The following is a 22,578-nucleotide window of genomic DNA, read 5'->3' as shown; positions in this document are numbered from 1 at the left end:
CCTACGTGCGGCTGTGACCGTGCTCGGTGAGGATCCGCTGGAGTTCGCGGGCGGCACGGGGCGGTGAGACGTCGCTGCGGTGGGCTACGGAGACGGTGCGGTGCAGGCCGGGCGGGGCGAGCGGGGTGCGGCGCAGGCCGGAGCGGGCGGCGACCATGCCGGGGACGACGGCGACGCCGAGGCCGGCGCGGACGAAGCCGAGGACGGCGTCCATCTCGCCGCCCTCCACGGCGAACACCGGGTCGAATCCGGCGGCACGGCACGCGGAGACGGTGAGGTCGCGCAGGTCGTAGCCGCGGCGGAACATCACCAGGGGCCGGTCGCGCAGGTCGTCGATGCGCAGGCGGCGCCGGTGGGGGAAGCCGGTGCCGGGTGCGGAGACGACGACGAGTTCCTCGGTGAGGAGTTCGGTGGTCGTCAGCGCCGGGGCGGGCCCGGCGAGCGGGGTGATGACGAGGGCGAGGTCGAGCTCTCCGGCGGCCAGCACGCGCACCAGGTCCTGCGAGCCGCTTTCGTGGACGACGAGGTCGACACCCGGGTAGCGGGCGCGGAAGGTGCTGAGCACGTCCGGGACGAAGCCCGCGCACAGGCTGGGCGGGGCGCCGAGTCGGACGCGGCCGCGGCGGAGCCGGGCGACCTCCTGGACCTCGCGGCGGGCGGTCTCGGTGTCGGCGAGGATGCGGCGGGCCAGCGGGAGCAGGACCTCACCCGCGTCGGTGAGCGAGATGTGGCCGCGGGCGCGGTGGAACAGTTCGGCGCCGAGTTCCTTCTCCAGCGCACGGATCTGCTGGGAGAGCGAGGGCTGGGCCACGAGTTCGCGGGCCGCGGCGCGGGTGAAGTGCCGGGTCTCCGCGACGGCGGTGAAGTAGCGGAGCTGCTGGAGCTGCATCCACCCAGCATAGGTCTTCTCTATGGAAGGCAGCGTTTTCATGTCTTGGACGGATGAGCGTGGGGCTTCCTACCGTCGGGGCATGGCACTGGTGACGCGGGAGCGAAGGCCCTCCCTGGCGGGCATGCTGTGGCGTTCGACCGTCGGGAAGAAGGCCGTGATGGCTGTGACCGGCCTGGCGATGCTGCTGTACCTGGTCGCGCACATGCTGGGGAACCTCAAGGTGTTCCTCGGTCCCGGGGACATGAACGGCTACGCGCACTGGCTGCGGACGATCGGGGAGCCGTTCCTGGGGCCCGGCTGGTTCCTGTGGTTGGCGCGAGTGGCGCTGGTGGCCGCAGTCGTCGCGCACGGCGTGGCCGCGTACCAGCTGAGCCGCCGGGACCTGGCCGCGAGGCCGGTGGGGTACGCGCACCGGCGGCGCCGGGCGAGCTACGCGACGAGGACGATGCGCTGGGGCGGGATCATCCTGGCGCTGTTCGTGGTGTGGCACGTGCTGGACCTGACGACGGGGACGGTGCACCCCGGGTTCGAGCAGGGCCGTCCCCACCAGAACGTCGTGAACACCTTCTCCACCTGGTACGGCAACGTCGTCTACAGCGTGGCGATGCTCGCGGTGGGGCTGCACGTGCGGCACGGCTTCTGGAGCGCGGCGCAGACGCTGGGGGCGAACCGGCCGCACCTGGACCGTGCGCTCAGGCGCGCCGCGGACGTGCTCGCGGTGGCGCTGACCGCCGGGTTCCTCGCCGTACCGATCGGTGTGATGACGGGAGTCGTGAGCTGACATGAGCACGGACGGCACGGGTTTCCGGGTGGGTGAGCCACTGACGGACTCGGCGGCCCCGGACGGCCCGATCGCGGAACGCTGGCGGCGCCGGCGCTTCGAGGCGAAGCTGGTCAGTCCGGCGAACCGTCGCCGGCACACCGTCATCGTCGTCGGCACCGGCCTGGCCGGCGGGGCAGCGGGCGCGACGCTGGCCGAACAGGGTTACCGCGTCGTGCAGTTCTGCTTCCAGGACTCGCCGCGCCGCGCCCACTCGGTCGCCGCGCAGGGCGGCATCAACGCCGCCAAGGACTACCGCAACGACGGCGACTCCGTGCAGCGCCTTTTCTACGACACGGTCAAGGGCGGCGACTTCCGCTCCCGCGAGTCGAACGTGTACCGGCTGGCGGAGGTGTCGGTGGAGATCATCGACCAGTGCGTGGCGCAGGGCGTGCCGTTCGCCCGCGAGTACGGCGGGCTGCTGGACACCCGCTCGTTCGGCGGGGTGCAGGTCGCCCGGACCTTCTACGCGCGCGGGCAGACGGGGCAGCAGCTGCTGCTCGGCGCGTACCAGGCGCTGTCGCGGCAGATCGCCGCCGGGCGGGTGGAGATGCACCCGCGCACCGAGATGCTGGACCTGATCGTGGTGGACGGCAGGGCGCGCGGCATTGTGGCCCGCGACCTGGTGACCGGCAGGGTGGACGCGTACTTCGCGGACGCGGTGGTGCTGGCGAGCGGCGGGTACGGCAACGTCTTCCACCTGTCGACGAATGCGAAGAACTCCAACGCGACCGCCGTGTGGCGCGCGCACCGGCGCGGGGCGTACTTCGCCAACCCCTGCTTCACTCAGATCCACCCCACCTGCATCCCGCGCTCCGGCGCGCACCAGTCGAAGCTGACGCTGATGAGCGAGTCGCTGCGCAACGACGGCCGCATCTGGGTGCCGCGGAGGGCCGGGGACGGACGGGCGCCCGGCGAGATCCCGGAGGAGGAGCGGGACTACTACCTGGAGCGGCTGTACCCGGCGTTCGGGAACATGGTGCCGCGCGACATCGCGTCCCGGGCGGCGAAGAACGTGTGCGACGAGGGCCGCGGCGTCGGGCCGGGCGGGCAGGGCGTGTACCTGGACTTCGCCGACGCGCTGGCCCGGCTGGGGCGGGACGCGGTGGCAGAGCGGTACGGGAACCTGTTCGAGATGTACGAGCGGATCACGGCGGAGGACCCGTACGGGGTCCCGATGCGGATCTACCCCGCGATCCACTACACGATGGGCGGGCTGTGGGTCGACTACGACCTGCAGACCACCGTGCCCGGACTGTTCGCGATCGGCGAGGCGAACTTCTCCGACCACGGAGCCAACCGGCTGGGCGCGTCCGCGTTGATGCAGGGTCTCGCGGACGGCTACTTCGTGCTGCCGGCGACGCTGGGCGACTATCTCGCCCGCGGGGCCGCGGCGGGGGCGCTGGGCGAGGTGGGGCACGACCACCCGGCCGTGCACGAGGCGGTGTTCGCCGTCACCGACCGGCTGTACGCGCTGCTGTCCAACAACGGCGACCGCACCCCGGAGTCGTTCCACCGGGAGCTGGGCGCGCTGCTGTGGGACGCGTGCGGCATGTCCCGGACGGAGGGAGGGCTGCGCCGCGCGCGGGAGCGGATCCTGGAGCTGCACGCCGGGTTCTGGGAGCGCGTGCGGGTGCCGGGCGGCGGCGAGCAGCTCAACCAGTCGCTGGAGCAGGCCAACCGGGTCGCGGACTACTTCGAACTGGCGGACCTGATGTGCCGGGACGCGCTGCACCGCGAGGAGTCGTGCGGTGGCCACTTCCGGGAGGAGAGCCGCACCCCGGAGGGCGAGGCGCAGCGCGACGACGAGCGGTTCGGCTACGTGGCGGCCTGGGAGTTCACCGGCCCGGGCGTGCCGCCGGTACTCCACCGCGAGCAGCTCGCCTTCGCGTACGTCCACCCCACCCAGCGGAGCTACCAGTGAGCACGACACCGACGACGATGACGCTGACCCTGCGGATCTGGCGCCAGCCCGGCCCGGACGCGCCCGGACGGATGACGCCGTACCGGGTGCCGGGCGTCAGCCCGGACATGTCGTTCCTGGAGGTGCTCGACACCCTCAACGAACGGCTCGCCCAGGATGGCGAGGAGCCGGTGGCGTTCGACAACGACTGCCGCGAGGGCATCTGCGGCGCCTGCGGCGTGGTGATCGACGGGCAGGCGCACGGGCCGGAGCGCACCACCGCGTGCCAGCTGCACATGCGGCACTTCGAGGACGGCGCGACGATCGACGTCGAGCCGTGGCGCGCCGGCGCGTTCCCGGTGGTGCGGGACCTGGTGGTGGACCGTTCGGCGCTGGACCGCGTGATCGGCGCGGGCGGGTACGTGACGGCGCCGACCGGCAGCGCACCCGACGCGCACGCGGTGCCGGTGCCGAAACCGGCGGCGGACACGGCGTTCGACAACGCCGAGTGCATCGGCTGCGGCGCCTGTGTGGCCGCCTGCCCGAACGGGTCCGCGATGCTGTTCACGGCGGCCAAGGTCGTGCACCTGAACGCGCTGCCGCAGGGGGAGCCGGAGCGGGAGTCGCGGGTGCTGGACATGGTCGGGCGGATGGACGACGAGGGGTTCGGCGGCTGCACCAACACCGGCGAGTGCGCCACGGCCTGCCCGAAGGGCATCCCGCTGGCCAGCATCGCTACCATGAACCGCGAGTACCTCCGCGCCGCCCGCCGGCGCCCCGGGAGGTAGGCCGGAGCGGCGCCGCCTCGCGGGCCGTGGCCTCCGGGCGCCGTCGGGCCCGCTCAGCGCAGGCGCCGGGCGAGTTCGACGCGGGAGCGGACACCGAGCGTGGCGAACGTGTTGCGGAGGTGGTGTTCGACGGTCCGGGTGCTGACGGAGAGCCGTTCGGCGATCTCCCGGTTGGTGGCTCCCTCCGCCACACAGCGCGCGATCCGCAGCTGCTGGGGCGTCAGCGCCCGCAGGGCGTCGCCCGGTTCGGGATCCGGGCCGTCCACCGCCGCTCCCGTGGCGCGCAGTTCGGCGCGGGTGCGCGCGGACCAGTGGACGGCTCCACACCGCTCGAAGCCCGCGAGCGCGGACCGCAGCCGGTCACGCGCTTCGAGCAGCCTGCGAGCCCGCCGCAGCGCCGTGCCCCAGAGCAGTTCGGTGCGGGAGCGTTCGAAGTCGGCGCCCGCGTCGTCGTGCAGGGCGAGCGCACGGACGTAGTGGCTGCCCGCGCGGCCGGGGTCGGCGGCCAGCAGGGCCCGGCAGCGGGCCAGTTGGCCCGGCGCCTGCGGGTCTGCCGTCCACGCGGTCCACTCGGCGAACTCTGCGACCGCCTCCGCCGTGCCCTCCATCCGGCCCGCGAGGACGGCCGCCTCCACGAAGCAGGGCACGGCGAGCATGCGCAGGGCCCAGTGGCCGACCGGCGCGGGGGGCTGCACGAGCGGGGCGAGCCGGCCCACCGCCTCGCGGGGGCGCCCGGCGGCCAGGTCGGCGCGGGCGAGCGCCCAGGCGGCGAGGGCCCGCGTCATACCGAGTCCGTGCGCGGCCGCGGTCTCGGTGGCGGCACCTGCGTGGGCGAGGCAGCCCGGAGTGTCGCCGGTCACGAACGCCGTCATGGCGAGAAGGGCGTGGTGGTGGGCTGCCGCGTTGCGCTGCCCGGTCCTCTCAGCGAGACGGAGACCCTGGGTGGCGTGCGCGTGGGCCCGTGCGTGGTGTCCGGCGCGCAGCTCCGCGTACGCGAGGTACTCGGTGATCTGCGGCAGGAGGGTGCCGCGGTCCTCCGTGCGGGCGAGCGCCAGCGCGCGGGTCGCGGCGTCGAGGGCGGCGGTGATGTCGCCGACGACCAGGGCCACGACGCAGATCCGCAGCAGCTCGGCGGGCGTGGAGCTCGGAAGGCCGCGGGCCAGGGCTCGCGCGAGGAGGGACGCGCCCTCGGCGAAGCGGCCGTGGAGCACTGCGGTCATGCCGGTCAGGTAGGCGTCGGGCGGCGCGGACGCCGGATGCAGAGCGAGTCCCCGGGCGAGGGCGTCGCGGAAGGTGTCGAGGTCGCCGTCCAGTCAGGCGGCCTCGGTCGCTGCGTGGACGGCCTCCAGGGCGAGCCGGCGGTCGTGCGGGGCCAGCAGGCGGGCCGCGAGCAGGAGGAGTTCGCGGGCGTCTCCCACCGGGCCGCCGCGGAGGTCGAGCAGGCCGCGGGCCAGAGCGGCACGGCCACGACGCACGTCGGAGTCGGATGACGGCGGCCCGGGGACGCGTCCGAGGAGTGCTTCGGTGCGGCCCGGATCGTCGGCGAGCCGGTCGAGGAGGGCTTCGATCGCGGCCAGTTCGGGCGTGCGGGGACACAGGCGGAGCGGACTGGTGCTGATCGGCATACCGGTCACCCCGTCGAGGTTACGGAAAGGCGGGGACGGGTGGAACGGTGCGGGCGACGCCGCCCTCCCCCACCGGAGGGCGGCGTCGCCGGGCACTGCGCGGGGACGGCGCGGGGTCACCCGCCGTGCGGGCAGTTGCCGCGGTACTCCTCGATCTCCGTGCTGGGGCCGGGGATCGGGCAGAGGAACTGCTCGTACCGGGTGTCGTCGTCGATGAAGCGCTTCAGCCAGGAGATGCTGTACTTCGCGATCATGGTGTCCGGCGAGTTGGGCGCGAAATGGTTGGCCCTGTTGAGTTCGAGGTAGGCCCGGTCCAGGGAGCCGGGCAGGCCCTCGTAGAAGGGCTCCGCATGCGACGAGACGGGGGCGATCGAGTCGCCGTCGGCGCCCACGATCAGCGTCGGGACGCCCCCGTCCCGCCAGGTCTTGTCGAGGTTCCACGGGGTGAGCGGAATCGCCGCCTCCAGCGAGGGCCGGTCGACGGCGGCCTCCAGGCTGCCGCCGCCTCCCATGGAGTGGCCCATCACGCCGAGCCGGGAGGCGTCGATGCGGTCCCTCACGGAGCTCCGCTCCGTCAGGTAGTCGAGTGCGGCGAGGAGCTGGCGGCCGCGGGAGGCGGGCTGGTCGAGCCGGGTGAGGGTGTCGATGGTGAAGACGACGAACCCGCGGGAGGCCAGCCGCGGCCCGTACCAGGCCATGCTGGACTGGTCAGCCGTGTAGCCGGGGGCCACGGCGACGGCGCCGAACGTGCCGTCGGAGGTCTCCGTCGGGTAGTAGACGGTGCCGCCGCCGAACCCGGAGACCTCCAGGGAGGACACCCGGTCCTCGGCGACGTCGTAGTGGCCCCGGGGCGCCTCGACGCTGTCCTCGGTGGGGTCGGGACCGCGCTCGTAGGGGTTGTCGGCGGCGGGCGCGGTCGCCGGGGCGGGAGCGGGGGCCGCCTGGGCGCCGGGGGCCGGCCCGGTCAGGGTGGCGAGGCCGAGGGCCAGGGCGGCGGTGAGCCCGGTGCCGGCGGCGCGGACCCTGCCGCCGCGCGCGGGGCTCCTGCGGGGGGTGGTGCCGGGGTGCTGACGCATGGGGGGGGAAGCACATCCTTCCGGTCGCGGATGCCCTCACGGTGCCCTCGTGCGCTGCTCCGCGCATCGGTGGAATCACCGGTCTCCCCTGCGGCGGTCCCCCGCTGCGGTGGAGGCGTTCAGCGCACGGCGTGGCCCGCGTCGCGGAGGGTGTCCTTGACCTGGCCGATGCGCAGATCGCCGAAGTGGAAGACGGAGGCGGCGAGTACGGCGTCGGCGCCCGCGTCGATGGCGGGCGGGAAGTGGTCCAGGTGCCCGGCGCCCCCGCTGGCGACGACGGGGACGGTGACACAGCCGCGGACGGCCGCGATCATCTCGGTGTCGTAGCCGTGCCTGGTGCCGTCGGCGTCCATGGAGTTGAGCAGGATCTCCCCGGCGCCAAGTTCGGCGGCTCGCTGCGCCCACTCGACGGCGTCCGTACCCGTGCCCCGACGGCCGCCGTGAGTGGTGACCTCGTAACCGGACGGCGTGCCGGCGTCGCTGCGGCGGGCGTCGACGGACAGCACCAGGACCTGGCGGCCGAACCGTTCGGCGATCTCCCGGATGAGTTCCGGCCGGGCGATGGCGGCGGTGTTGACGCCGACCTTGTCCGCTCCGGCGCGCAGCAGCCGGTCCACGTCGGCGGCGGTGCGGACGCCGCCGCCGACGGTGAGCGGGATGAAGACCTGCTCGGCCGTGCGCCGCACCACGTCGTAGGTGGTCTCGCGGTCGCCGGAGGAGGCGGTGATGTCGAGGAAGGTCAGTTCGTCGGCGCCCTCGGCGTCGTAGACCTTGGCCATCTCGACCGGGTCGCCGGCGTCGCGCAGGTTCTGGAAGTTGACGCCCTTGACGACCCGGCCGCCGTCCACGTCCAGGCAGGGGATGACTCGTACGGCCAGCGTCATGCGGTCTGGTGCTCCATCGTCGTTCAGGGGGTGCGCAGGGCTTCGACCTCGACCTCGACCAGCACCCGGGAGTCGACGAAGCCGGAGACCACAACCAGGGTGGCGGCCGGGCGTACGGCGTCGAAGATCTCCTTGTGGGCGCGGCCGACGTCGTCGACGTCGCGGGCGTGGGTGAGGTACATCCGGGTGCGGAGGACCGCGTGCTTGTCGAGGCCGAACCGCTCCAGGGCGGCGAGGGCGTTGCCGAAGGCTGCCTTGGCCTGCTGGTAGGGGTCACCCTCGCCCTGGAGGACGCCGTGCACCAGCGGCATGGTGCCGGAGACGAGGACCCGGTCGCCGGCGGCGACCGCGCGCGCGAAGCCGATGGACTCCTCCCACGGGCTGTCGGTCTGCACGCGCTCCACGCGCCGGTCGGTCGTCATGACGAAACCGCCTCCAGTGCCTCTTCCAGGGTGAACGCCTTGGCGTAGAGGGCCTTCCCGACGATCGCGCCCTCGACTCCTTCGGGAACGAGACCGGCGAGAGCGCGCAGGTCGTCCAGGGAGGAGACGCCCCCGGAGGCCACGACCGGACGGTCGGTGGCGCCGCACACGGTGCGCAGCAGCTCGAGGTTGGGGCCCTGGAGAGTGCCGTCCTTGTTGATGTCGGTGACGACGTAGCGGGCGCAGCCCTCGGAGTTCAGCCGCTCCAGGGTCTCGTACAAGTCGCCGCCGTCGCGGGTCCAGCCGCGACCGCGCAGCGTGGTGCCGCGTACGTCGAGACCGACGGCGATGCGGTCGCCGTGCTCGGCGATGACCTTGGCGACCCACTCGGGGGCCTCCAAGGCCGCCGTGCCGAGGTTGACACGGGTGCAGCCGGTGGCCAGCGCCGCGGCGAGCGTGTCGTCGTCGCGGATGCCGCCGGACAGCTCGACCTTGATGTCCATGCGCCCGGTGACCTCGGCGATGCGGTCCCGGTTGTCGCCGGTGCCGAAGGCGGCGTCCAGGTCGACCAGGTGCAGCCACTCGGCGCCGGCCTGCTGCCAGGCCAGGGCGGCCTGGAGCGGGTCCCCGTAGGAGGTCTCGGAGCCGGATTCGCCGTGCACCAGCCGGACGGCCTGGCCGTCGCGGACGTCGACGGCGGGGAGGAGTTCGAGCGTCGGCGCGTCGGGCGTCACGTCGGGCATCACAGGGTCTCGATCCAGTTGCTCAGGAGTTGGGCTCCGGCGTCGCCGGACTTCTCGGGGTGGAACTGGGTGGCCCACAGCGGGCCGTTCTCGACGGCGGCGACGAACGAGCCGCCGTGCGTGGTCCAGCTGACGGTGGGCGCCGTCATCGCGGCGTGGGTGGCCCGGAACTCCCAGTCGTGCACGGCGTAGGAGTGCACGAAGTAGTAGCGGGCGTCGGCGGGCAGGCCGGCGAACAGCCGCGAACCCTCCCCCGCCTCGACGGTGTTCCAGCCCATGTGCGGGACGGCGTGTTCGGCGTCGGCCTTGAGCGGGCCGACGGTACCGGGCCACTCGTCGAGGCCGTCGGCCTCCACGCCGTGCTCGATGCCACGGCTGAAGAGGATCTGCATGCCGACGCAGATGCCCAGCACGGGGCGCCCGCCTGCCAGGCGCCGTTCGACGATCCAGTCCCCGCGGGCCTCGCGCAGCCCGGTCATGCAGGCGGCGAACGCGCCGACGCCGGGAACGAGGAGCCCGTCGGCGTTCATCGCGGCGTCGTAGTCGCGGGTGATCTCCACCTCGGCGCCGGCGCGGGCGACGGCGCGTTCGGCGGACCGTACGTTGCCGAAGCCGTAGTCGAGGACGACGACCTTCACGACCACACCTCCAGCCGGAGGATGCCGGCGACGAGCGCCAGCACGGCGCCGATGCCGAGCACGGCGATGACGCCCTTCGGCATCTTCTGCTTCCAGAAGGAGACCGCTCCGCCCAGCAGGAACAGCCCCACGAAGATCAGCAGCGTCGACAGCCCGGTCACAGCATCCCCCCGTGAGCTTCTCCGCCCGCGCGGCGCAGAAGCGCACGCCTCGTCGTCGTCCGCGGCACGGCGGCCGCGCGTCCGTCGCTCACAGCGCGCCCTTCGTCGAGGGGACGCCGGTCTGCCGCGGGTCGATCTCGGACGCGTACCGCAGGGCTCGGGCGAGGGCCTTGAACTGGCACTCCACGATGTGGTGCGCGTTGCGCCCGTAGGGCACGTGGACGTGCAGGGCGATCTGCGCCTGGGCGACGAAGGACTCCAGGATGTGCCGCGTCATGGTGGTGTCGTAGTCCGGGCCGATCATCTGGGCCATGCCCTCGGGCTCCGTGTGCACGAGGTACGGCCGGCCGGACAGGTCGACGGTGACCTGCGCCAGCGACTCGTCCAGCGGCACGGAGGCGTTCGCGAACCGCACGATGCCCCGCTTGTCGCCGAGCGCCTGCCGGAACGCGGCGCCCAGCGCGAGGGAGGTGTCCTCCATCGTGTGGTGGCTGTCGATGTGCAGGTCGCCCTCGGTCTTGACGCTGAGATCGAACAGCCCGTGGCGGCCGAGCTGGTCGAGCATGTGGTCGTAGAAGCCGACGCCCGTGGCGACGTCCACCCGGCCGGTGCCGTCGAGGTCGATCTCAACGACGACGGAGGTCTCCTTCGTGGTGCGCTCCACACGCCCGGTGCGGCTGGGGCGGGTCATGTCGCGTCCTCCTTCATGAGCTTGCGTACCGCGTCGAGGAACGCGTCGTTCTCTGCGGGGGTGCCCGCGGTGACCCGCAGGCGGCCGGGGACACCGTTGTCGCGTACGAGGACGCCTTCGTCGAGCAGCCGCCGCCAGAAGGCGTGCGCGTCGTCGAAGACGCCGAACTGGACGAAGTTGGCGTCCGAGTCGGTCACCTCGCAGCCGGTCGCCCGCAGCTCGTCGACCAGCCGGTCGCGTTCGGACTTGAGCTGTGCGACGTACCCCAGCAGCGTATCGGTGTGCTCCAGGGCGGCGAGCGCGGTGGCCTGGGTGACGGCGGAGAGGTGGTACGGCAGCCGCACCAGCTGCACGGCGTCCACCACGGCCGGGTCTGCGGCCAGGTAGCCCAGGCGCAGCCCGGCGGCGCCGAACGCCTTGGACATGGTGCGGGACACCACCAGGTGCGGGCGACCCTCGATCAGCGGCAGCAGCGAGGGCCGGTGGCTGAACTCGCCGTACGCCTCGTCGACGATCACCATGGACGGCTTCGCCGCCTGCGCCGCCTCGTACAGGGCGAGCACGGTCTCCGCGTCGACGGCGGTGCCGGTGGGATTGTTGGGCGAGCAGACGAACACCACGTCCGGCCGGTGCGTGGCGATGGCGTCCACTGCTGCGTCCACGTCGATGCGGAAGTCCTCGGTGCGGGGCCCGGCCAGCCAGCCGGTGCCGGTGCCGCGCGCGATGAGGGCGTGCATCGAGTAGGACGGCTCGAAGCCGAGCGCGGTGCGGCCCGGCCCGCCGAACGCCTGGAGGAGCTGCTGGAGCACCTCGTTGGAGCCGTTGGCCGCCCACACCTGGTCGGCGGTGACGCGGTGGCCGCAGGTGCGGCTGAGGTAGGCGGCCAGGCCGGTGCGCAGCTCGGCCGCGTCGCGGTCGGGGTAGCGGTTCAGCGCGCGGGCCGCGTCGGCGACACGCTCGGCGATCCGGGCGACCAGGGCTTCGGGCAGCGCGTAGGGGTTCTCGTTGGTGTTGAGCCGCACCGGCACGTCGAGCTGCGGCGCGCCGTACGGGGACTTGCCCCGCAGTTCCTCGCGCACGGGCAGCTCGACGTCCCGGGGGCGGTCAGGGGTCGGGCCGGTCACTTCGGCAGGTACCTTCCCGTCTCTGCGGCCTGCTCCTCGACTCCGGCGAACCGGTGCTTGAGGGCGTCTCCGTGCGCGGGCAGGTCCTCGGCCTCCGCGAGGGCCACCACGTGGTGGGTGACCTCGGCGAGGGCGTCGCGGGTGTAGTCCACGACGTGGATGCCGCGCAGGAAGGACTGGACGGACAGGCCGGAGGAATGGCAGGCGCAGCCGCCGGTGGGGAGCACGTGGTTGGACCCGGCGCAGTAGTCGCCGAGGGACACCGGGGCGTAGGGACCGACGAAGATCGCGCCGGCGTTGCGGACCCGGGCGGCCCAGCCGGCGGCGTCGGCGGTCTGGATCTCCAGGTGCTCGGCCGCGTAGGCGTCGACCACGGCGAGTCCGTGTTCCAGGTCGTCCACCAGCACGATGCCGGACTGCCGGCCTGCCAGTGCCTCGGTGATGCGCTCTCGGTGCCTGGTCGCGGCGACCTGGGTCTTCAGCTCGCGCTCGACCGACTCCGCCAGCGCCTCGGACGGGGTGACCAGCACGGCGGCGGCGACCACGTCGTGCTCGGCCTGCGAGATCAGGTCGGCGGCGACGTGCGCCGGTTCGGCGGTGTCGTCGGCGAGGATCGCGATCTCGGTCGGCCCGGCCTCCGAGTCGATGCCGATACGGCCCTTGAGCAGGCGCTTCGCGGCGGCGACGTAGATGTTGCCGGGGCCGGTCACGAGCTGGACGGCGGGGCACTCCTCCGTGCCGTGGGCAAACATCGCGACGGCCTGTGCGCCCCCGGCCGCGTACACCTCATCGACGCCGAGCAGGGCGCAGGCGGCGAGGATGGTCGGGTGCGGCAGTCCGTCGAAGTCGGCCTGCGGCGGCGACGCGACGGCGAGCGAACCGACACCGGCCTCCTGCGCGGGCACCACGTTCATCACCACGGACGACGGGTAGACGGCGCGGCCGCCGGGCACGTACAGGCCGACCCGTTCGACCGGCACCCAGCGCTCGGTGACGGTGCCGCCGGGCACGACCTGGACGGTGGAGTCGGTGCGCCGCTGCTCGCGGTGCACGATGCGGGCACGGCGGACGGACTCCTCCAGAGCCGCCCGCACCTTCGGTTCCAGCTCCTCCAGCGCACGGGCGAGCTCGCCCTCCGGGACGCGGATGCGCTCCAGCGTGCAGCCGTCGAACCGCTGCGCGTAGTCGATCAGCGCCGCGCTGCCGCGATGGTGCACGTCGTCGCAGATGGGCCGCACCGTCTCTAGGGCGGCTTCCACGTCGAGTTCGGCACGGGGCAGCAGGTCGGGGTCGATCCCGGCGCCGGAGGAGCCGGCGGAGAACGTTCCACGCAGATCGATTCGGGAGATCACGGACCCATTCTCGCAGACCGCGCCCGAGGGACGGACAGCCGTATCGAGGCGTGATACACACCCGGAGTGATGATCGTCGCAGGCGGCGTCCACGCGGTCACACAGGGCACATCGGGGGTAAGGGACCGTATGACCAGGGGGAAGGGGAAGGGCAGATGAGTCAGCCTTCGAACGGGGGCGAGCCGCCCGGCGACCTGACCGCCGCCGAGGTGTGGGTGTGGCAGGCGTTCCGCAACGGCAGCAGTCTCGACCTGCGCAGCGGCGAGCCGGAGCTGGACGATCCGGACGGCGAGCACGAGTGGGGGCCGGAGCGGACCGTGCGGGCGCGGGTGCTGGCCCGCCTGCTGCTGGACGACGAGGCGACGTCGCTGCCCGGGCGGGTGGCGTCGCTGCACCTGACCGGCGCGTACGTCACGGGTTCGCTGACACTGTCCGGCGGCGAGATCGACAAGTTCATGGAACTGCGGCACTGCCGGTTTGAGGAGGAGGTGCGCCTCACCGAGGCGCACCTGCGCACCGCTCGGCTGCTCGGGTGCCGGATACCGCGGCTGGAGGCGGCCCGGGTGAAGGTGGAGGGCGACCTGCACCTTGCGCGGTGCGTCATACCGGACGGCATACGGCTCACCGACGCGAACATCGGCACGGACCTGCTGCTGAACGAGGCCCGGGTGGGCAGCGGGAACCGGACGCGGGCCATCGCCGCGGACGGCCTGTCGGTCTCCCAGGAGGTGCAGGCCAGCCTGCTCACGGTGGACGGCGAGCTGGGCCTGCGCGGCGCGACGATCGGCGGCTCGCTGTTCATGTACGGCAGCGTGCTGCGCAACACCCAGGGCCGGTACGCGCTGCACGCGCCGCAGCTGACCGTGGAGCAGTCGGCGCACTTCGCCGACCCGAAGCGGGAGAACGCCCGCCTGATCCAGGGCAGCACGCCCCCGGCCGGCACCTACGGGCCGTTCGGCGCGGCCGGAGCCCGGCCGCCGCGGTCGCAGCACTTCGAGTGCACGGGCGGGGTGAAGCTGGACGACAGCCGCTTCGGCGGGTCGCTGGTGCTGGACAACGCCCGCTTCGCCCTGGAGCGCGATCAGGAGATCTCGCTGCGCCGGCTCAGTACTCCCGAACTGTGCTTCACCTCGCCGGCGCCGGAACGGGGCCTGATCGTGCTGTCCGGTGCGACGGTGGAGAACCTCGTCGACAAAGTCAGCAGCTGGCCGCGCGACGAACGGCTGTGGATGGCCGGGTTCACCTACCAGCGGCTGATCCACCGCGGTCACTTCTCGCTCCAGCAGCGGCTGGACTGGCTGGCCGCGGCGACGCCCGAGTACTCCCCCGGCCCGTACGAGCAGCTGGCGGCCGTCTACCGGGCGGGTGGCGAGGACGCCGACGCGCGGGCGGTGCTGCTGGAGAAGCAGCGCCGCCGCCGCGAGACGCTTCCCGTGGCCGGCAAGCTGTGGGGGCTGATCCAGGACTGGACGGTCGCCTACGGGTACCGGCCGGGGCAGGCCGCGCTGTGGATGGTGCTGCTCTGGCTGGCGGGATTCGGGGTCTTCTCCCGGCACGAACCGCCGCCGCTGAAGCTGGACGAGTCTCCGCAGTGGAACGCCGCCCTCTACACGCTGGACCTGCTGCTCCCGGTGATCAGTTTCGGCCAGGACCAGGCGTGGGCTCCTGAGGGCGGCTACCAGTGGCTGGCCGCAGTGATGATCCTGCTCGGCTGGATCCTGGCCACGACTGTCGCGGCGGGCGCGACACGGCTGCTGCGCCGGCAGTGACGGGCGGGCAGGGGGGCGGCGCCCGGCCGGCGACAGGCCGTAGGCTTACCAGTCGTGACGACCGCACTTCCCCTGTTCCCGCTGAAATCGGTGCTGTTCCCCGGCCTGGTGCTGCCGCTGAACATCTTCGAGGCGCGGTACCGCGCGCTGATGCGCGATCTGCTGGCCGTACCGGAGGACGAGCCGCGGCGTTTCGGCGTGGTCGCGATCCGCGACGGCCGGGAGGTGGCGCCCACAGCGGTCGGCCTGCCCGAGGAAGTGACCGGCGCGGCCGGCACGGATCCGGCCGGCGGCTTCGGTCCCGACCTGATGTCCTCCTTCCACACGATCGGGTGCGTCGCGGACGCCACAACGATCCGCAAGCGGCCTCCGCGGGGCTCGGCGCCCACCGGGGGCGCCGAGGAGGGGCCGGAGAACGGCGACGACAGCGCCGGCTATGAGGCCCTGGCCACCGGCACCACCCGTTTCCGGCTGCTCTCCGTCGATGCGGGCGGACCGTACCTGACCGCCGAGGTGGAGGAGCTGCCCGAGGAGGAGGGCGAGGGCGCCGGAGCGCTCGCCGCCGGAGTGCTGCGGGCCTTCCAGACCTACCAGAAGCGGCTGGCCGGGGCCCGCGAGCGGACGCTGGCGGCGGGCCAGGAGCTGCCGGACGACCCGTCGGTGGTGTCGTACCTGGTCGCGGCGGCGACCGTGCTGGACACCCCCGCGAAGCAGCGGCTGCTCCAGGCGCCGGACACCGCGTCCCGGCTCGCGGAGGAACTGCGGGTGCTGCGCCGCGAGTCCGCGGTCATCGGGCAGCTGCCGTCGCTCCCGGCGGTGGAACTGACGCGGAAGCCGACGAGCTTCAACTGACGGACGGCGGACGGCCGATGGCGGCCGACGGACGACGAACAGCGGACGGCGGGGCATGGCGAAGAAGCAGAAACGCAAGCAGGAGCAGGCCGGTGCGACACCGGCGACGGTCGCGGCGACGCGCGCCGGCGTCTCCTTCTCCACGCACGCCTACGCGCACGACCCGGCGGCGCCCTCCTACGGCGAGGAGGCCGCCGAGGCGATGGGCGTGGAGCCGGAGCGGGTGTTCAAGACGCTGGTCGCGGACGTCGACGGCGTGCTGACGGTGGCGGTGGTGCCGGTGTCCGGATCGCTCGACCTCAAGGCGCTGGCCGCGGCGGTCGGCGGCAAGCGCGCCACGATGGCGGACCCGGCAGCGGCCGAGCGGACCACCGGGTACGTGCGGGGCGGGATCTCGCCGCTGGGACAGCGCAAGCGGCTGCCCACGGTCGTCGACGCCTCGGCGGCCGGGCATGCGACGGTGTGCGTCTCGGCGGGACGCCGGGGGCTGGAGATCGAGCTGGCGCCCGGTGACCTGGTCACCCTTACGGACGCGGTGACGGCTCCCGTCGCGCGGTGACCGTCTACGCCTCCCGGCGCCCGGCGGGGCCGCGTCCGATCCGCATGCCCGGCCGGCGGGCGTGCACGGTCACGTAGGACAGCCCCTGCGGACCGGCCGCCAGCCGCCGGCTGGACGCGCGCGGCAGCCAGCACAGGGCGCCCGGAGCGAGCGGCTCGGTGGTGTCGCCGGAGGACAGTTCGCCCTCCCCGGCGACCACCAGTATCAGGACGTCCAGTTCGGGTTCGGTGTGCGTGTCGACCACCGCTCCCGGAGGCAGCCCGACCACGTTCGCGTCGAGCTGGCGTCCGGGCTCGGCGAGCTTCCACCGCACTCCGGCGGTCTGCCCCGCCGTACCGGCGGAGGCGTCGTCCACGTCGCACAGCACGCGCGCCGCGCCCGGCGCGGGTCGTTCGGAGAATGCGGGCACCACGGTCTCCTTCCTCACTGCGCGGGCGGCGGCGGAGGCGGTCCCCAGGGCGCCGGGCCGACCGGTTCCGGGTCGCGCCTGCCGAACAGCGCGGTGCAGGCGAGGTGGGCCAGGAGCGCCCCGAAAGGGTACGCCAGGAGGGCGCCCTTGGCCTTCAGCTCCAGCGGACCGTCGAAGACCGCCCCCTTACCCACAGCACGTGCGTGGGCGACCAGGTCCTCCGTGGGGCCGAGCCACACCCCCAGCCGCCAGGCGAGCACCGAGCCCAGAACGCCCCCCACGGCGAGGCCGACGACCAGCCCGACGCCGCCGGCTCGCCGCAGCAGGAAGACCACGGCTCCGGCGACCGCGCCGACCGCGACGCCGAGCAGCACGAAGGTGCCGTCGGCGCCGATGGCGTCCTCGCCCTCGGGACGTTCCAGGAAGACGGCGCTGCCGTCGGAGACGAGCGGCACGCGGGGAGCAAGCCACAGCCACAGGAGCCCGAGCACGACACCGAAGGCGGCCACCCCGAGACCGACCAACACGCCTTCGCGTGCCGCGCGGGCCGGGTCCGCGGCGGGCGCTTCGCCGGGCCCGCCGAGCGGGCCGGGTCCGAACGGCACGTTCCCGTGCCCGGCCGCGTCGCCGGAAGGTGGAGGCGCGTCGCCGTTTCGGCCGGCGGCTGGGTTCGGCGGGCCCGCCGGGGGGCGGGGACCAGTGGACGCGTGCTTCGCCCACGGGTCGTAGCGGGAGCCGTCGCTGCCGGAAGAGGGTGTCGGTGCCGTCACCCGGCCATCGTGCCAGGTACCGGCGCCCGATCCGGAACGGGGCCGCGTCTTGCGGGGTGTCCCCGCGCCCGCGCCGGGCGGACGGGTGAGGGGGTCAGCGCACCGCGGCGCGCCGGTAGGCCCAGGTGGCGATGGCGAGGGACAGCACCCCGACAGCCGCGCAGACGCCCAGGTCCAGCACCACGTGCCCCCAGTCGGGGCGGGCCGCGAACGTCCGGCCGAGCGCCTCCACCCCGTAGGTGGAGGGCAGCAGGTCGCGCAGCCACTGCACGGGTTCGGGAAGCCGCCCGCCCGGCAGGACGCCGAGCAGCAGCGCCGCCGACATGCCCAGCTGCCCGCACACGGTGGCGAGTTCCGCACGGGGCGCGAGCAGGCCCAGCGCGGCGCCGAGCCCCGCCAGCGCCGCTCCGGTCAGCGGGATCACGGCGAGCAGGACCCAGAGGCCGCCGAGCGGCAGGGAGTACAGCAGGCACCCCACGACGGCGGTGACGACCACTCCCGGCACGGTGAACGACGCGTAAGCCCCGGCCGCGCCCAGCACCACCGCGGCGGCAGGCACCGGCAGCGTGGCGTAGTGGTCGAGGCCGCCGCTGGCGCGGAGCTGGCCGAAGTACTGGGCGAGCAGGTTCAACGCCACGAACGCCACGACGAGCACGCTGGAACCCGCGACGACCGCGCGCGCCTCCGCGCCGCCGTCGACCACGCCGCGCATCAGCACCATGATCCCCAGCGACTGGAAGGTGGCGACGAACAGCAGCGGGATGCGGGCGACGCGGGCGCGGGAGAGCTGGGCGCGGTAGACGGCTACCAGCGCCGGCCAGGTGGCGGCGCGCGGGGCGAGCGGCGCGGGTCCGGCGGCGGACGGCACGGTCCCGCGGAGCGGCGCGTGCGGCACGGAGCGGTCCGCGGCGGCGCGGTCCCGGGGAGACGGCCCGGCGAGACGGCCCGGCGCGGCGCCTGCTCCGGTGGCCTGGGCCGCGACGACATCGTCGTGGGCAGCTGTGGTGCTCACCTGGCGCTGCTCCTCGGGTCGTGGTTCACGCTTTCACCAGTCCCTCCGTGCGACCCCCGAGTGCAAGGTAGACATCCTCCAGGCTCGGGGTGGCGAGCGTGAAATCGTCCAGCGCGGCGAAGGCGGGTCCGCAGGTGACGGCGGTGACGGCCGTCCGCGCGGCCGCAGGCGTCATCCGCAGCGTCCAGCGCCGCCCGGACACGGCGGCGTCCGCGCGCAGCGCGGCGATCTCGGGCACGTCGAGCGGCGGGCCCTCCCGCCACACCAGCTCCAGCCGCACGTCCTCGCCCACCAGCGCCTTCAGCCCGCCCGGGGTGTCGCAGGCCACGACCCGGCCGCGGTCCAGCACGGCCACCCGGTCCAGCACCGTCTCCGCCTCGATGACGTTGTGGGTCACCAGCACCACCGTGGTGCCGTGCTCGGCGCGGCGGCGGTCCACCGCGGCCCATACGGCGCGGCGGGCCAGGGGGTCCATGCCGGTCGTCGGCTCGTCCAGCACCAGCAGCTCGCGGTCGCCGACCAGCGCGGCGGCGACACACGCCAGGCGGCGCTGCCCGCCGGAGAGCTTGCTCAGCGGGCGCCCGGCGAGCGGGCCGAGCTCCAGCTCCTCCAGCACGGCGTCCCGGCTGCGGCGCGCCTCGTGGGCGCCCATGCCTCGCAGCCGTCCGGTGGTCTCCACGGCGAGGGCGACGGTCAGCTCGTCGAGGGCGGTCGAGTGCTGGCTCAGGTACGCCAGCAGCCGCGCCGCCCGCTCCGGGTGACGCACGAGGTCGTGCCCCAGCACCTCGACGGCGCCCACGTCCGGGCGCAGCAGCCCGGTGAGCTGCCGCACCAGGGTGGACTTTCCGGCTCCGTTGGGGCCGAGCAGCCCGAAGATCTCGCCGCGCCCGACGGTGAGGGTCACGCCGTCCGAGGCGCGGACGGCGGGGGTCGCGGGTGCGCCCCGCCGCGCGCGGGACGCAGGGTAGGTCTTGACCAGGCCGGTCGTCCGCACGGCGGGCCGCGGGGGTGTCTCCACGCCGCTCACCACCTGCTCCGTGCCCGTCTCCACGAGCTACGAGGGTACGCGCCTCCGCGCCCACCTCTCGCCGCGGGTGGCCTCCGCGGCGCCCGCCACACCCGCGTGTGTTCCGGCCGTACGCACCGGCTGTGCGTACCGGTTCCCCCTGCCGGCGCGAGCGCGGGCACTGCGGCGTCCGTCCCCGCCTCGTCCGGGAGCCCCGGAGAACCGGGCCGGCCGACCGGTGCCGCCGCTGCGGCCATGAAGGGGACGGACCTGCCGCCGGAGTGCGGCGGGCGGAGGAGAGCCCACAGTCGGGGCGGGACGTGCCCGCCCTCATCGGGAGCACCTCCTCGGCGGACGCGCGTCCCGGAGGGCTACGCGTCGGGGTGGGTCCGTTCCGTGCCCGTCCGCGTGTCGACCTCGCGCCAGAAACCGGCCCGGATCGCGTACCGGTCGTGTTCGTCGATCTGGTCGTCCTTGTGCGCGAGCAGCCCGAAACGGGCTGCGTACCGCAGGAGTTCGCCGTCGATGCGGTGCGGAATGCGCGGGTACTCCCCGGAGAGGTGCTCCAGGTGGACGGGCGTTCCCAGGCGTTCCGTCCAGCGGCGGGCGAAGACCTGGCCGACCTCGAAGGGGTCGCCGCCGACGGCGGTGATGTCCTCCTCGCGGTCGGCCCAGCGCTGTTCGGCCGTGGTGAGCTGTGCCAGCATCGGAAGGGCGGCGACCTCGGCGCTCTCCGGAGGGACGCTGGCGCGTTCGACCCAGCCGCGGTCGGAGGACCAGCGCAGTGTCGCGCTCTGGGGAGCCGCGTGCGCGGGGGTGGGGGCGGGGCGGCCGAGTCCCGCGAGGTCCTTCGGCGTGGGCACGCCCTTGGCCGCCGGTGCCTCGGGGCCGGAACCGGCGCCGCCCCCGGCGGCCGACTTACCGGCGGCCCCCTCGCCACCCTCGGCGGGGCGGGGCCGTGTGCCGCCGCCGTTCTTGGCGGCGTCGGGCAGCGGCGCGGCGAGGATCGCCGCAATCTCGGGCCGGGTGGCGGGCTGGGGCGGGCAGACTCCGGCAGGTTCCCGCGCGCGTACCGCCCGGGTGATCCAGGTGCGGTCCAGTACGCGTCGTTCGTCGGCCTCGGCGACCAGGTCCTCGGACTGGTTGTAGTCGCCGTCGGCGGCCTGGACGGCCCACAGGTGGACGGCGACGCCGTGTTCCTTCGCGGACATCAGGCCGGGCAGCAGATCCCCGTCACCGGTGATCAGGACGATGTCGGAGCAGGCGCGGTTGCGGGCGAGTTCGGTCAGCTCCGCGTGCATCGCGGCGTCGACGCCCTTCTGCGCCCAGCGTCCCTCGCTGCGGGTCAGCGCGCCCAGGCGCACGGTGACGCGCGGCATGACGCGGAGCCGGCGGTGTTCGGGCTGGGGCACCCGGTCGGGCGCACCGTCGAACCAGTAGATGCGCAGCAGCGGCTGATCGGTCTCGCTCTCGGCACGCTCCCGCAGCGCCTGGATGAGAGCGGCGTGGTCGACGCTGATCCGGGAGCGGGTGGGTTCTCCGGCGAGCAGGCTGGCGGCGGCGCCCAGCAGGTAGCCGGCGTCCACCAGGACGACGCAGCGGTCCACGTTCCACCTTCTTCCCCAGCACGGTCCCCTTGAGTCTGCCCGACGGCGCGGTGGTTGACAGCCCCGCCCCGATCATCGGCGTGGCGGAGGACACGGATCAGCCTCACTCATGGTGATTGCCCGAAATGCGGCTTCTGTGACGACATGTAACTCTGATTCCGGCCTTACCCCACGGATCACCTGGAGGCGATCATGGCCAAGCAGAAGAAGCAGGACCGGAGTCGGGCGCAGAAGCAGGGTGCGGAGCGCGCCACGGAGCAGGGCCAGAAGGGCTCCGACGCGCGGGAGCAGACGGGTTCGCCGGCGGACATCGCGCGCAAGGGCAAGAAGCCCTCGTTCGGCCACAACTGACGGGGCCCGCGCCGCTGCGCGGACCAGCGGGTGGACGGGAGGGAGGGCGCGCTCCGGGGTGCGCCCTCCCTCCCGTGCGTGCCCGGGACTCCCTGTACCACGAGCAGTCCCGGGTCACCCGCCGCGCCGAGGCACGCACCACCTCGGGGCGCGCCGCGCGGATGCCGGACGGCCGTCAGTCCGGCTCGACCGGGATCCAGAGTTCGGCGTCGGCGTGGGTGCCGTCCGCGGAGAGGCGAGTGGCGCTGATCTCCGGTCCGGGGCGGCTCCGGTAGGGGTTGGAAGGGAACCACTGGGTGAAGACGTCCCGCCACAGGTACTGGAGCGCCTTCGGGAACTCGCCCGAGCTCTCGAAGACCGCCCACGTGCCCGCGGGGACCTCCAGCGCGTCCACGCCCCGAGGCGGCTCGGCGGTGGTCACCACTCCGTGGTGGTAGTCGAGTTCACCGCCCTCCCGGCGTCGTTCGGGCACGTTGTGGCTCGCGGAGACGATGCCGCGGGGCTCCTGGTCGGACAGGCCCGCCAGGCTTTCCAGGACCGCCGGGTCGATGCCCCGGACGAATTCCACGATGGCCGGGTTCATCCCCTCGTGCACCAGCGGGACCCGTGTGCTGGGCCCCACCAGCCGGAAGGCGGACTTGACCACGATCCGGTACCGCATGCTGCTGCTCCCTTCGACGACGAGGCGGAAGGTCATCCGGGGCTGTGCCTCCAGTGCGGCGCCGCGTCGACGGGCGTCCGCCGGGCCCACGCCGTGCTGGGCGCGGAAGGCGCGGGCGAACGCCTCGCCCGAGCCGTACCCGTGGCGGACGGCGATGTCGAGCAGACTCTCCCCTCCCGCGAGCACCTCCGCGCCCGCGAGGGTGAGCCTGCGGCGGCGCACGTAGACGGACAGCGGCATCCCGGCCAGCGCGGAGAACATCCGCCGGAAGTGATACTCCGACGTCGCGGTGAGGCGGGCGAGTTCGCCCGCCTCGACCGGCTCCCCGGGGCTCTCGCCGAGGCGTTGCTCGACGTGCTCCATGGCCGCGTTCCACCGCTCCAGCACCCTGATCACCTTCCCGTTCCGCTGTCGAAGCTACGGGCGCCGGGATGGTCCGCACCCGACATCTGCCGCCCCGGTC

The 22,578-nt window shown here is 73.8% G+C and carries 25 protein-coding genes; 7 read left to right on the top strand and 18 right to left on the bottom strand.

The features are described from left to right. Position 1: 1 nt before the first annotated feature. A complete protein-coding gene (locus E4198_RS21605; protein ID WP_136184617.1) occupies positions 2 to 889 on the bottom strand; it encodes a LysR family transcriptional regulator in 888 nt (295 codons plus the stop codon). 82 nt (positions 890 to 971) lie between these two features. Between E4198_RS21605 and E4198_RS21600 the strand changes: the two genes are divergently transcribed. From E4198_RS21600 to E4198_RS21590, 3 genes are read left to right on the top strand one after another with little or no spacing between them, the layout of a single operon-like run. Continuing rightward, on the top strand, positions 972 to 1,673 hold the full coding sequence (locus tag E4198_RS21600) for a succinate dehydrogenase (protein ID WP_136184616.1): 702 nt from the start codon (positions 972 to 974) through the stop codon (positions 1,671 to 1,673). Between the two features lies 1 nt (position 1,674). Next, positions 1,675 to 3,636 carry a fumarate reductase/succinate dehydrogenase flavoprotein subunit gene (locus tag E4198_RS21595; RefSeq protein ID WP_136184615.1) on the top strand — a complete coding sequence of 654 codons (1,962 nt, stop codon included), beginning with the start codon at positions 1,675 to 1,677 and terminating at the stop codon, positions 3,634 to 3,636. A gap of 17 nt (positions 3,637 to 3,653) precedes the next feature. Continuing rightward, entirely contained in the window at positions 3,654 to 4,403 is a 750-nt protein-coding gene (locus tag E4198_RS21590) for a succinate dehydrogenase/fumarate reductase iron-sulfur subunit (RefSeq protein WP_136185540.1), read from the top strand. Between the two features lie 53 nt (positions 4,404 to 4,456). Here the strand turns inward: E4198_RS21590 and E4198_RS21585 are convergent, their stop codons facing one another. From E4198_RS21585 to hisD, 11 genes are all read right to left on the bottom strand, one after another. Beyond that, positions 4,457 to 5,623: a helix-turn-helix transcriptional regulator gene (locus tag E4198_RS21585; protein WP_247597789.1), complete on the bottom strand. Its 1,167-nt coding sequence runs from the start codon at positions 5,621 to 5,623 to the stop codon at positions 4,457 to 4,459. Positions 5,624 to 5,716: 93 nt separating this feature from the next. After that, positions 5,717 to 6,037, bottom strand: a complete 321-nt coding sequence (locus E4198_RS25615; RefSeq protein ID WP_247597788.1) for a hypothetical protein — start codon at positions 6,035 to 6,037, stop codon at positions 5,717 to 5,719. A 107-nt stretch (positions 6,038 to 6,144) separates the two neighbouring features. Then, positions 6,145 to 7,104, bottom strand: coding sequence for an alpha/beta hydrolase (locus E4198_RS21580; protein WP_136184614.1), 960 nt, complete (start codon positions 7,102 to 7,104; stop codon positions 6,145 to 6,147). Positions 7,105 to 7,223: 119 nt separating this feature from the next. Then, entirely contained in the window at positions 7,224 to 7,988 is a 765-nt protein-coding gene (gene hisF / locus E4198_RS21575; protein WP_136184613.1) for an imidazole glycerol phosphate synthase subunit HisF, read from the bottom strand. Positions 7,989 to 8,011: 23 nt separating this feature from the next. Next, positions 8,012 to 8,410, bottom strand: coding sequence for a RidA family protein (locus E4198_RS21570; RefSeq protein WP_136184612.1), 399 nt, complete (start codon positions 8,408 to 8,410; stop codon positions 8,012 to 8,014). After that, positions 8,407 to 9,153: a bifunctional 1-(5-phosphoribosyl)-5-((5-phosphoribosylamino)methylideneamino)imidazole-4-carboxamide isomerase/phosphoribosylanthranilate isomerase PriA gene (gene priA, locus E4198_RS21565; protein WP_136184611.1), complete on the bottom strand. Its 747-nt coding sequence runs from the start codon at positions 9,151 to 9,153 to the stop codon at positions 8,407 to 8,409. Before priA ends, E4198_RS21570 begins: the two co-directional genes overlap by 4 nt. After that, positions 9,153 to 9,791 (bottom strand): imidazole glycerol phosphate synthase subunit HisH, encoded by a 639-nt coding sequence (gene hisH / locus E4198_RS21560; protein ID WP_247597787.1) that lies wholly within the window; start codon positions 9,789 to 9,791, stop codon positions 9,153 to 9,155. Before hisH ends, priA begins: the two co-directional genes overlap by 1 nt. Further along, complete coding sequence (locus E4198_RS25085; protein WP_027762513.1) at positions 9,788 to 9,952, bottom strand: hypothetical protein; 165 nt, start codon at positions 9,950 to 9,952, stop codon at positions 9,788 to 9,790. The genes hisH and E4198_RS25085 overlap by 4 nt, the downstream gene beginning before the upstream one ends. Positions 9,953 to 10,040: 88 nt before the next feature. Continuing rightward, entirely contained in the window at positions 10,041 to 10,643 is a 603-nt protein-coding gene (hisB, locus tag E4198_RS21555; protein ID WP_136184609.1) for an imidazoleglycerol-phosphate dehydratase HisB, read from the bottom strand. After that, positions 10,640 to 11,767: a histidinol-phosphate transaminase gene (locus E4198_RS21550; RefSeq protein WP_136184608.1), complete on the bottom strand. Its 1,128-nt coding sequence runs from the start codon at positions 11,765 to 11,767 to the stop codon at positions 10,640 to 10,642. The genes hisB and E4198_RS21550 overlap by 4 nt, the downstream gene beginning before the upstream one ends. Further along, the gene (hisD, locus tag E4198_RS21545; protein WP_136184607.1) at positions 11,764 to 13,119 is read right to left on the bottom strand and encodes a histidinol dehydrogenase; all 1,356 of its coding nucleotides are present in this window, start codon (positions 13,117 to 13,119) and stop codon (positions 11,764 to 11,766) included. Before hisD ends, E4198_RS21550 begins: the two co-directional genes overlap by 4 nt. 155 nt (positions 13,120 to 13,274) lie before the next feature. Between hisD and E4198_RS21540 the strand changes: the two genes are divergently transcribed. Genes E4198_RS21540 through ybaK form a run of 3 tightly spaced genes read left to right on the top strand, consistent with a single transcriptional unit; the run spans position 13,275 to position 16,299 of the window. Further along, entirely contained in the window at positions 13,275 to 14,888 is a 1,614-nt protein-coding gene (locus tag E4198_RS21540) for an oxidoreductase (RefSeq protein ID WP_136184606.1), read from the top strand. 54 nt (positions 14,889 to 14,942) lie between these two features. After that, complete coding sequence (locus tag E4198_RS21535; RefSeq protein WP_136184605.1) at positions 14,943 to 15,740, top strand: LON peptidase substrate-binding domain-containing protein; 798 nt, start codon at positions 14,943 to 14,945, stop codon at positions 15,738 to 15,740. A 55-nt stretch (positions 15,741 to 15,795) separates the two neighbouring features. Beyond that, the gene (gene ybaK / locus E4198_RS21530; RefSeq protein WP_136184604.1) at positions 15,796 to 16,299 is read left to right on the top strand and encodes a Cys-tRNA(Pro) deacylase; all 504 of its coding nucleotides are present in this window, start codon (positions 15,796 to 15,798) and stop codon (positions 16,297 to 16,299) included. A 4-nt stretch (positions 16,300 to 16,303) separates the two neighbouring features. Here ybaK and E4198_RS21525 read toward each other — a convergent pair whose 3' ends face one another. From E4198_RS21525 to E4198_RS21505, 5 genes are all read right to left on the bottom strand, one after another. Further along, complete coding sequence (locus tag E4198_RS21525) at positions 16,304 to 16,666, bottom strand: hypothetical protein (protein ID WP_247597968.1); 363 nt, start codon at positions 16,664 to 16,666, stop codon at positions 16,304 to 16,306. A gap of 56 nt (positions 16,667 to 16,722) precedes the next feature. Next, positions 16,723 to 17,313, bottom strand: a complete 591-nt coding sequence (locus tag E4198_RS21520) for an ABC transporter permease (protein WP_247597786.1) — start codon at positions 17,311 to 17,313, stop codon at positions 16,723 to 16,725. A 259-nt stretch (positions 17,314 to 17,572) separates the two neighbouring features. Further along, positions 17,573 to 18,373 carry an ABC transporter permease gene (locus tag E4198_RS21515; protein ID WP_168711526.1) on the bottom strand — a complete coding sequence of 267 codons (801 nt, stop codon included), beginning with the start codon at positions 18,371 to 18,373 and terminating at the stop codon, positions 17,573 to 17,575. A gap of 142 nt (positions 18,374 to 18,515) precedes the next feature. Further along, positions 18,516 to 19,520, bottom strand: coding sequence for an ABC transporter ATP-binding protein (locus tag E4198_RS21510; RefSeq protein WP_136185538.1), 1,005 nt, complete (start codon positions 19,518 to 19,520; stop codon positions 18,516 to 18,518). Positions 19,521 to 19,867: 347 nt separating this feature from the next. Next, positions 19,868 to 21,103, bottom strand: a complete 1,236-nt coding sequence (locus E4198_RS21505) for an NYN domain-containing protein (RefSeq protein ID WP_136184601.1) — start codon at positions 21,101 to 21,103, stop codon at positions 19,868 to 19,870. A 192-nt stretch (positions 21,104 to 21,295) separates the two neighbouring features. Here E4198_RS21505 and E4198_RS25080 point away from each other — a divergent pair, with 192 nt between their 5' ends. Beyond that, positions 21,296 to 21,454 carry a hypothetical protein gene (locus E4198_RS25080; protein ID WP_168711486.1) on the top strand — a complete coding sequence of 53 codons (159 nt, stop codon included), beginning with the start codon at positions 21,296 to 21,298 and terminating at the stop codon, positions 21,452 to 21,454. Positions 21,455 to 21,629: 175 nt separating this feature from the next. Here the strand turns inward: E4198_RS25080 and E4198_RS21500 are convergent, their stop codons facing one another. Next, positions 21,630 to 22,502, bottom strand: a complete 873-nt coding sequence (locus tag E4198_RS21500; RefSeq protein WP_136184600.1) for an AraC family transcriptional regulator — start codon at positions 22,500 to 22,502, stop codon at positions 21,630 to 21,632. Between the last annotated feature and the right edge of the window lie 76 nt (positions 22,503 to 22,578).

The organism is Streptomyces sp. RKND-216 (genome assembly GCF_004795255.1).
Lineage (GTDB): Bacteria > Actinomycetota > Actinomycetes > Streptomycetales > Streptomycetaceae > Streptomyces > Streptomyces hazeniae.
The sequence above is the reverse complement of the archived record's forward strand: the minus strand, read 5'-3'. Positions and strand labels throughout refer to the sequence as shown.

What these genes read in the sequence shown, in the direction of transcription:
- E4198_RS21605 (WP_136184617.1), bottom strand. Translation starts at nt 889, where the DNA reads ATGCAGCTCCAGCAGCTCCGCTACTTCACCGCCGTCGCGGAGACCCGG.
- E4198_RS21600 (WP_136184616.1), top strand. Translation starts at nt 972, where the DNA reads ATGGCACTGGTGACGCGGGAGCGAAGGCCCTCCCTGGCGGGCATGCTG.
- E4198_RS21595 (WP_136184615.1), top strand. Translation starts at nt 1,675, where the DNA reads ATGAGCACGGACGGCACGGGTTTCCGGGTGGGTGAGCCACTGACGGAC.
- E4198_RS21590 (WP_136185540.1), top strand. Translation starts at nt 3,654, where the DNA reads ATGACGCTGACCCTGCGGATCTGGCGCCAGCCCGGCCCGGACGCGCCC.
- E4198_RS21585 (WP_247597789.1), bottom strand. Translation starts at nt 5,623, where the DNA reads ATGACCGCAGTGCTCCACGGCCGCTTCGCCGAGGGCGCGTCCCTCCTC.
- E4198_RS21580 (WP_136184614.1), bottom strand. Translation starts at nt 7,104, where the DNA reads ATGCGTCAGCACCCCGGCACCACCCCCCGCAGGAGCCCCGCGCGCGGC.
- hisF (WP_136184613.1), bottom strand. Translation starts at nt 7,988, where the DNA reads ATGACGCTGGCCGTACGAGTCATCCCCTGCCTGGACGTGGACGGCGGC.
- E4198_RS21570 (WP_136184612.1), bottom strand. Translation starts at nt 8,410, where the DNA reads ATGACGACCGACCGGCGCGTGGAGCGCGTGCAGACCGACAGCCCGTGG.
- priA (WP_136184611.1), bottom strand. Translation starts at nt 9,153, where the DNA reads ATGCCCGACGTGACGCCCGACGCGCCGACGCTCGAACTCCTCCCCGCC.
- hisB (WP_136184609.1), bottom strand. Translation starts at nt 10,643, where the DNA reads ATGACCCGCCCCAGCCGCACCGGGCGTGTGGAGCGCACCACGAAGGAG.
- E4198_RS21540 (WP_136184606.1), top strand. Translation starts at nt 13,275, where the DNA reads ATGAGTCAGCCTTCGAACGGGGGCGAGCCGCCCGGCGACCTGACCGCC.
- ybaK (WP_136184604.1), top strand. Translation starts at nt 15,796, where the DNA reads ATGGCGAAGAAGCAGAAACGCAAGCAGGAGCAGGCCGGTGCGACACCG.
- E4198_RS25080 (WP_168711486.1), top strand. Translation starts at nt 21,296, where the DNA reads ATGGCCAAGCAGAAGAAGCAGGACCGGAGTCGGGCGCAGAAGCAGGGT.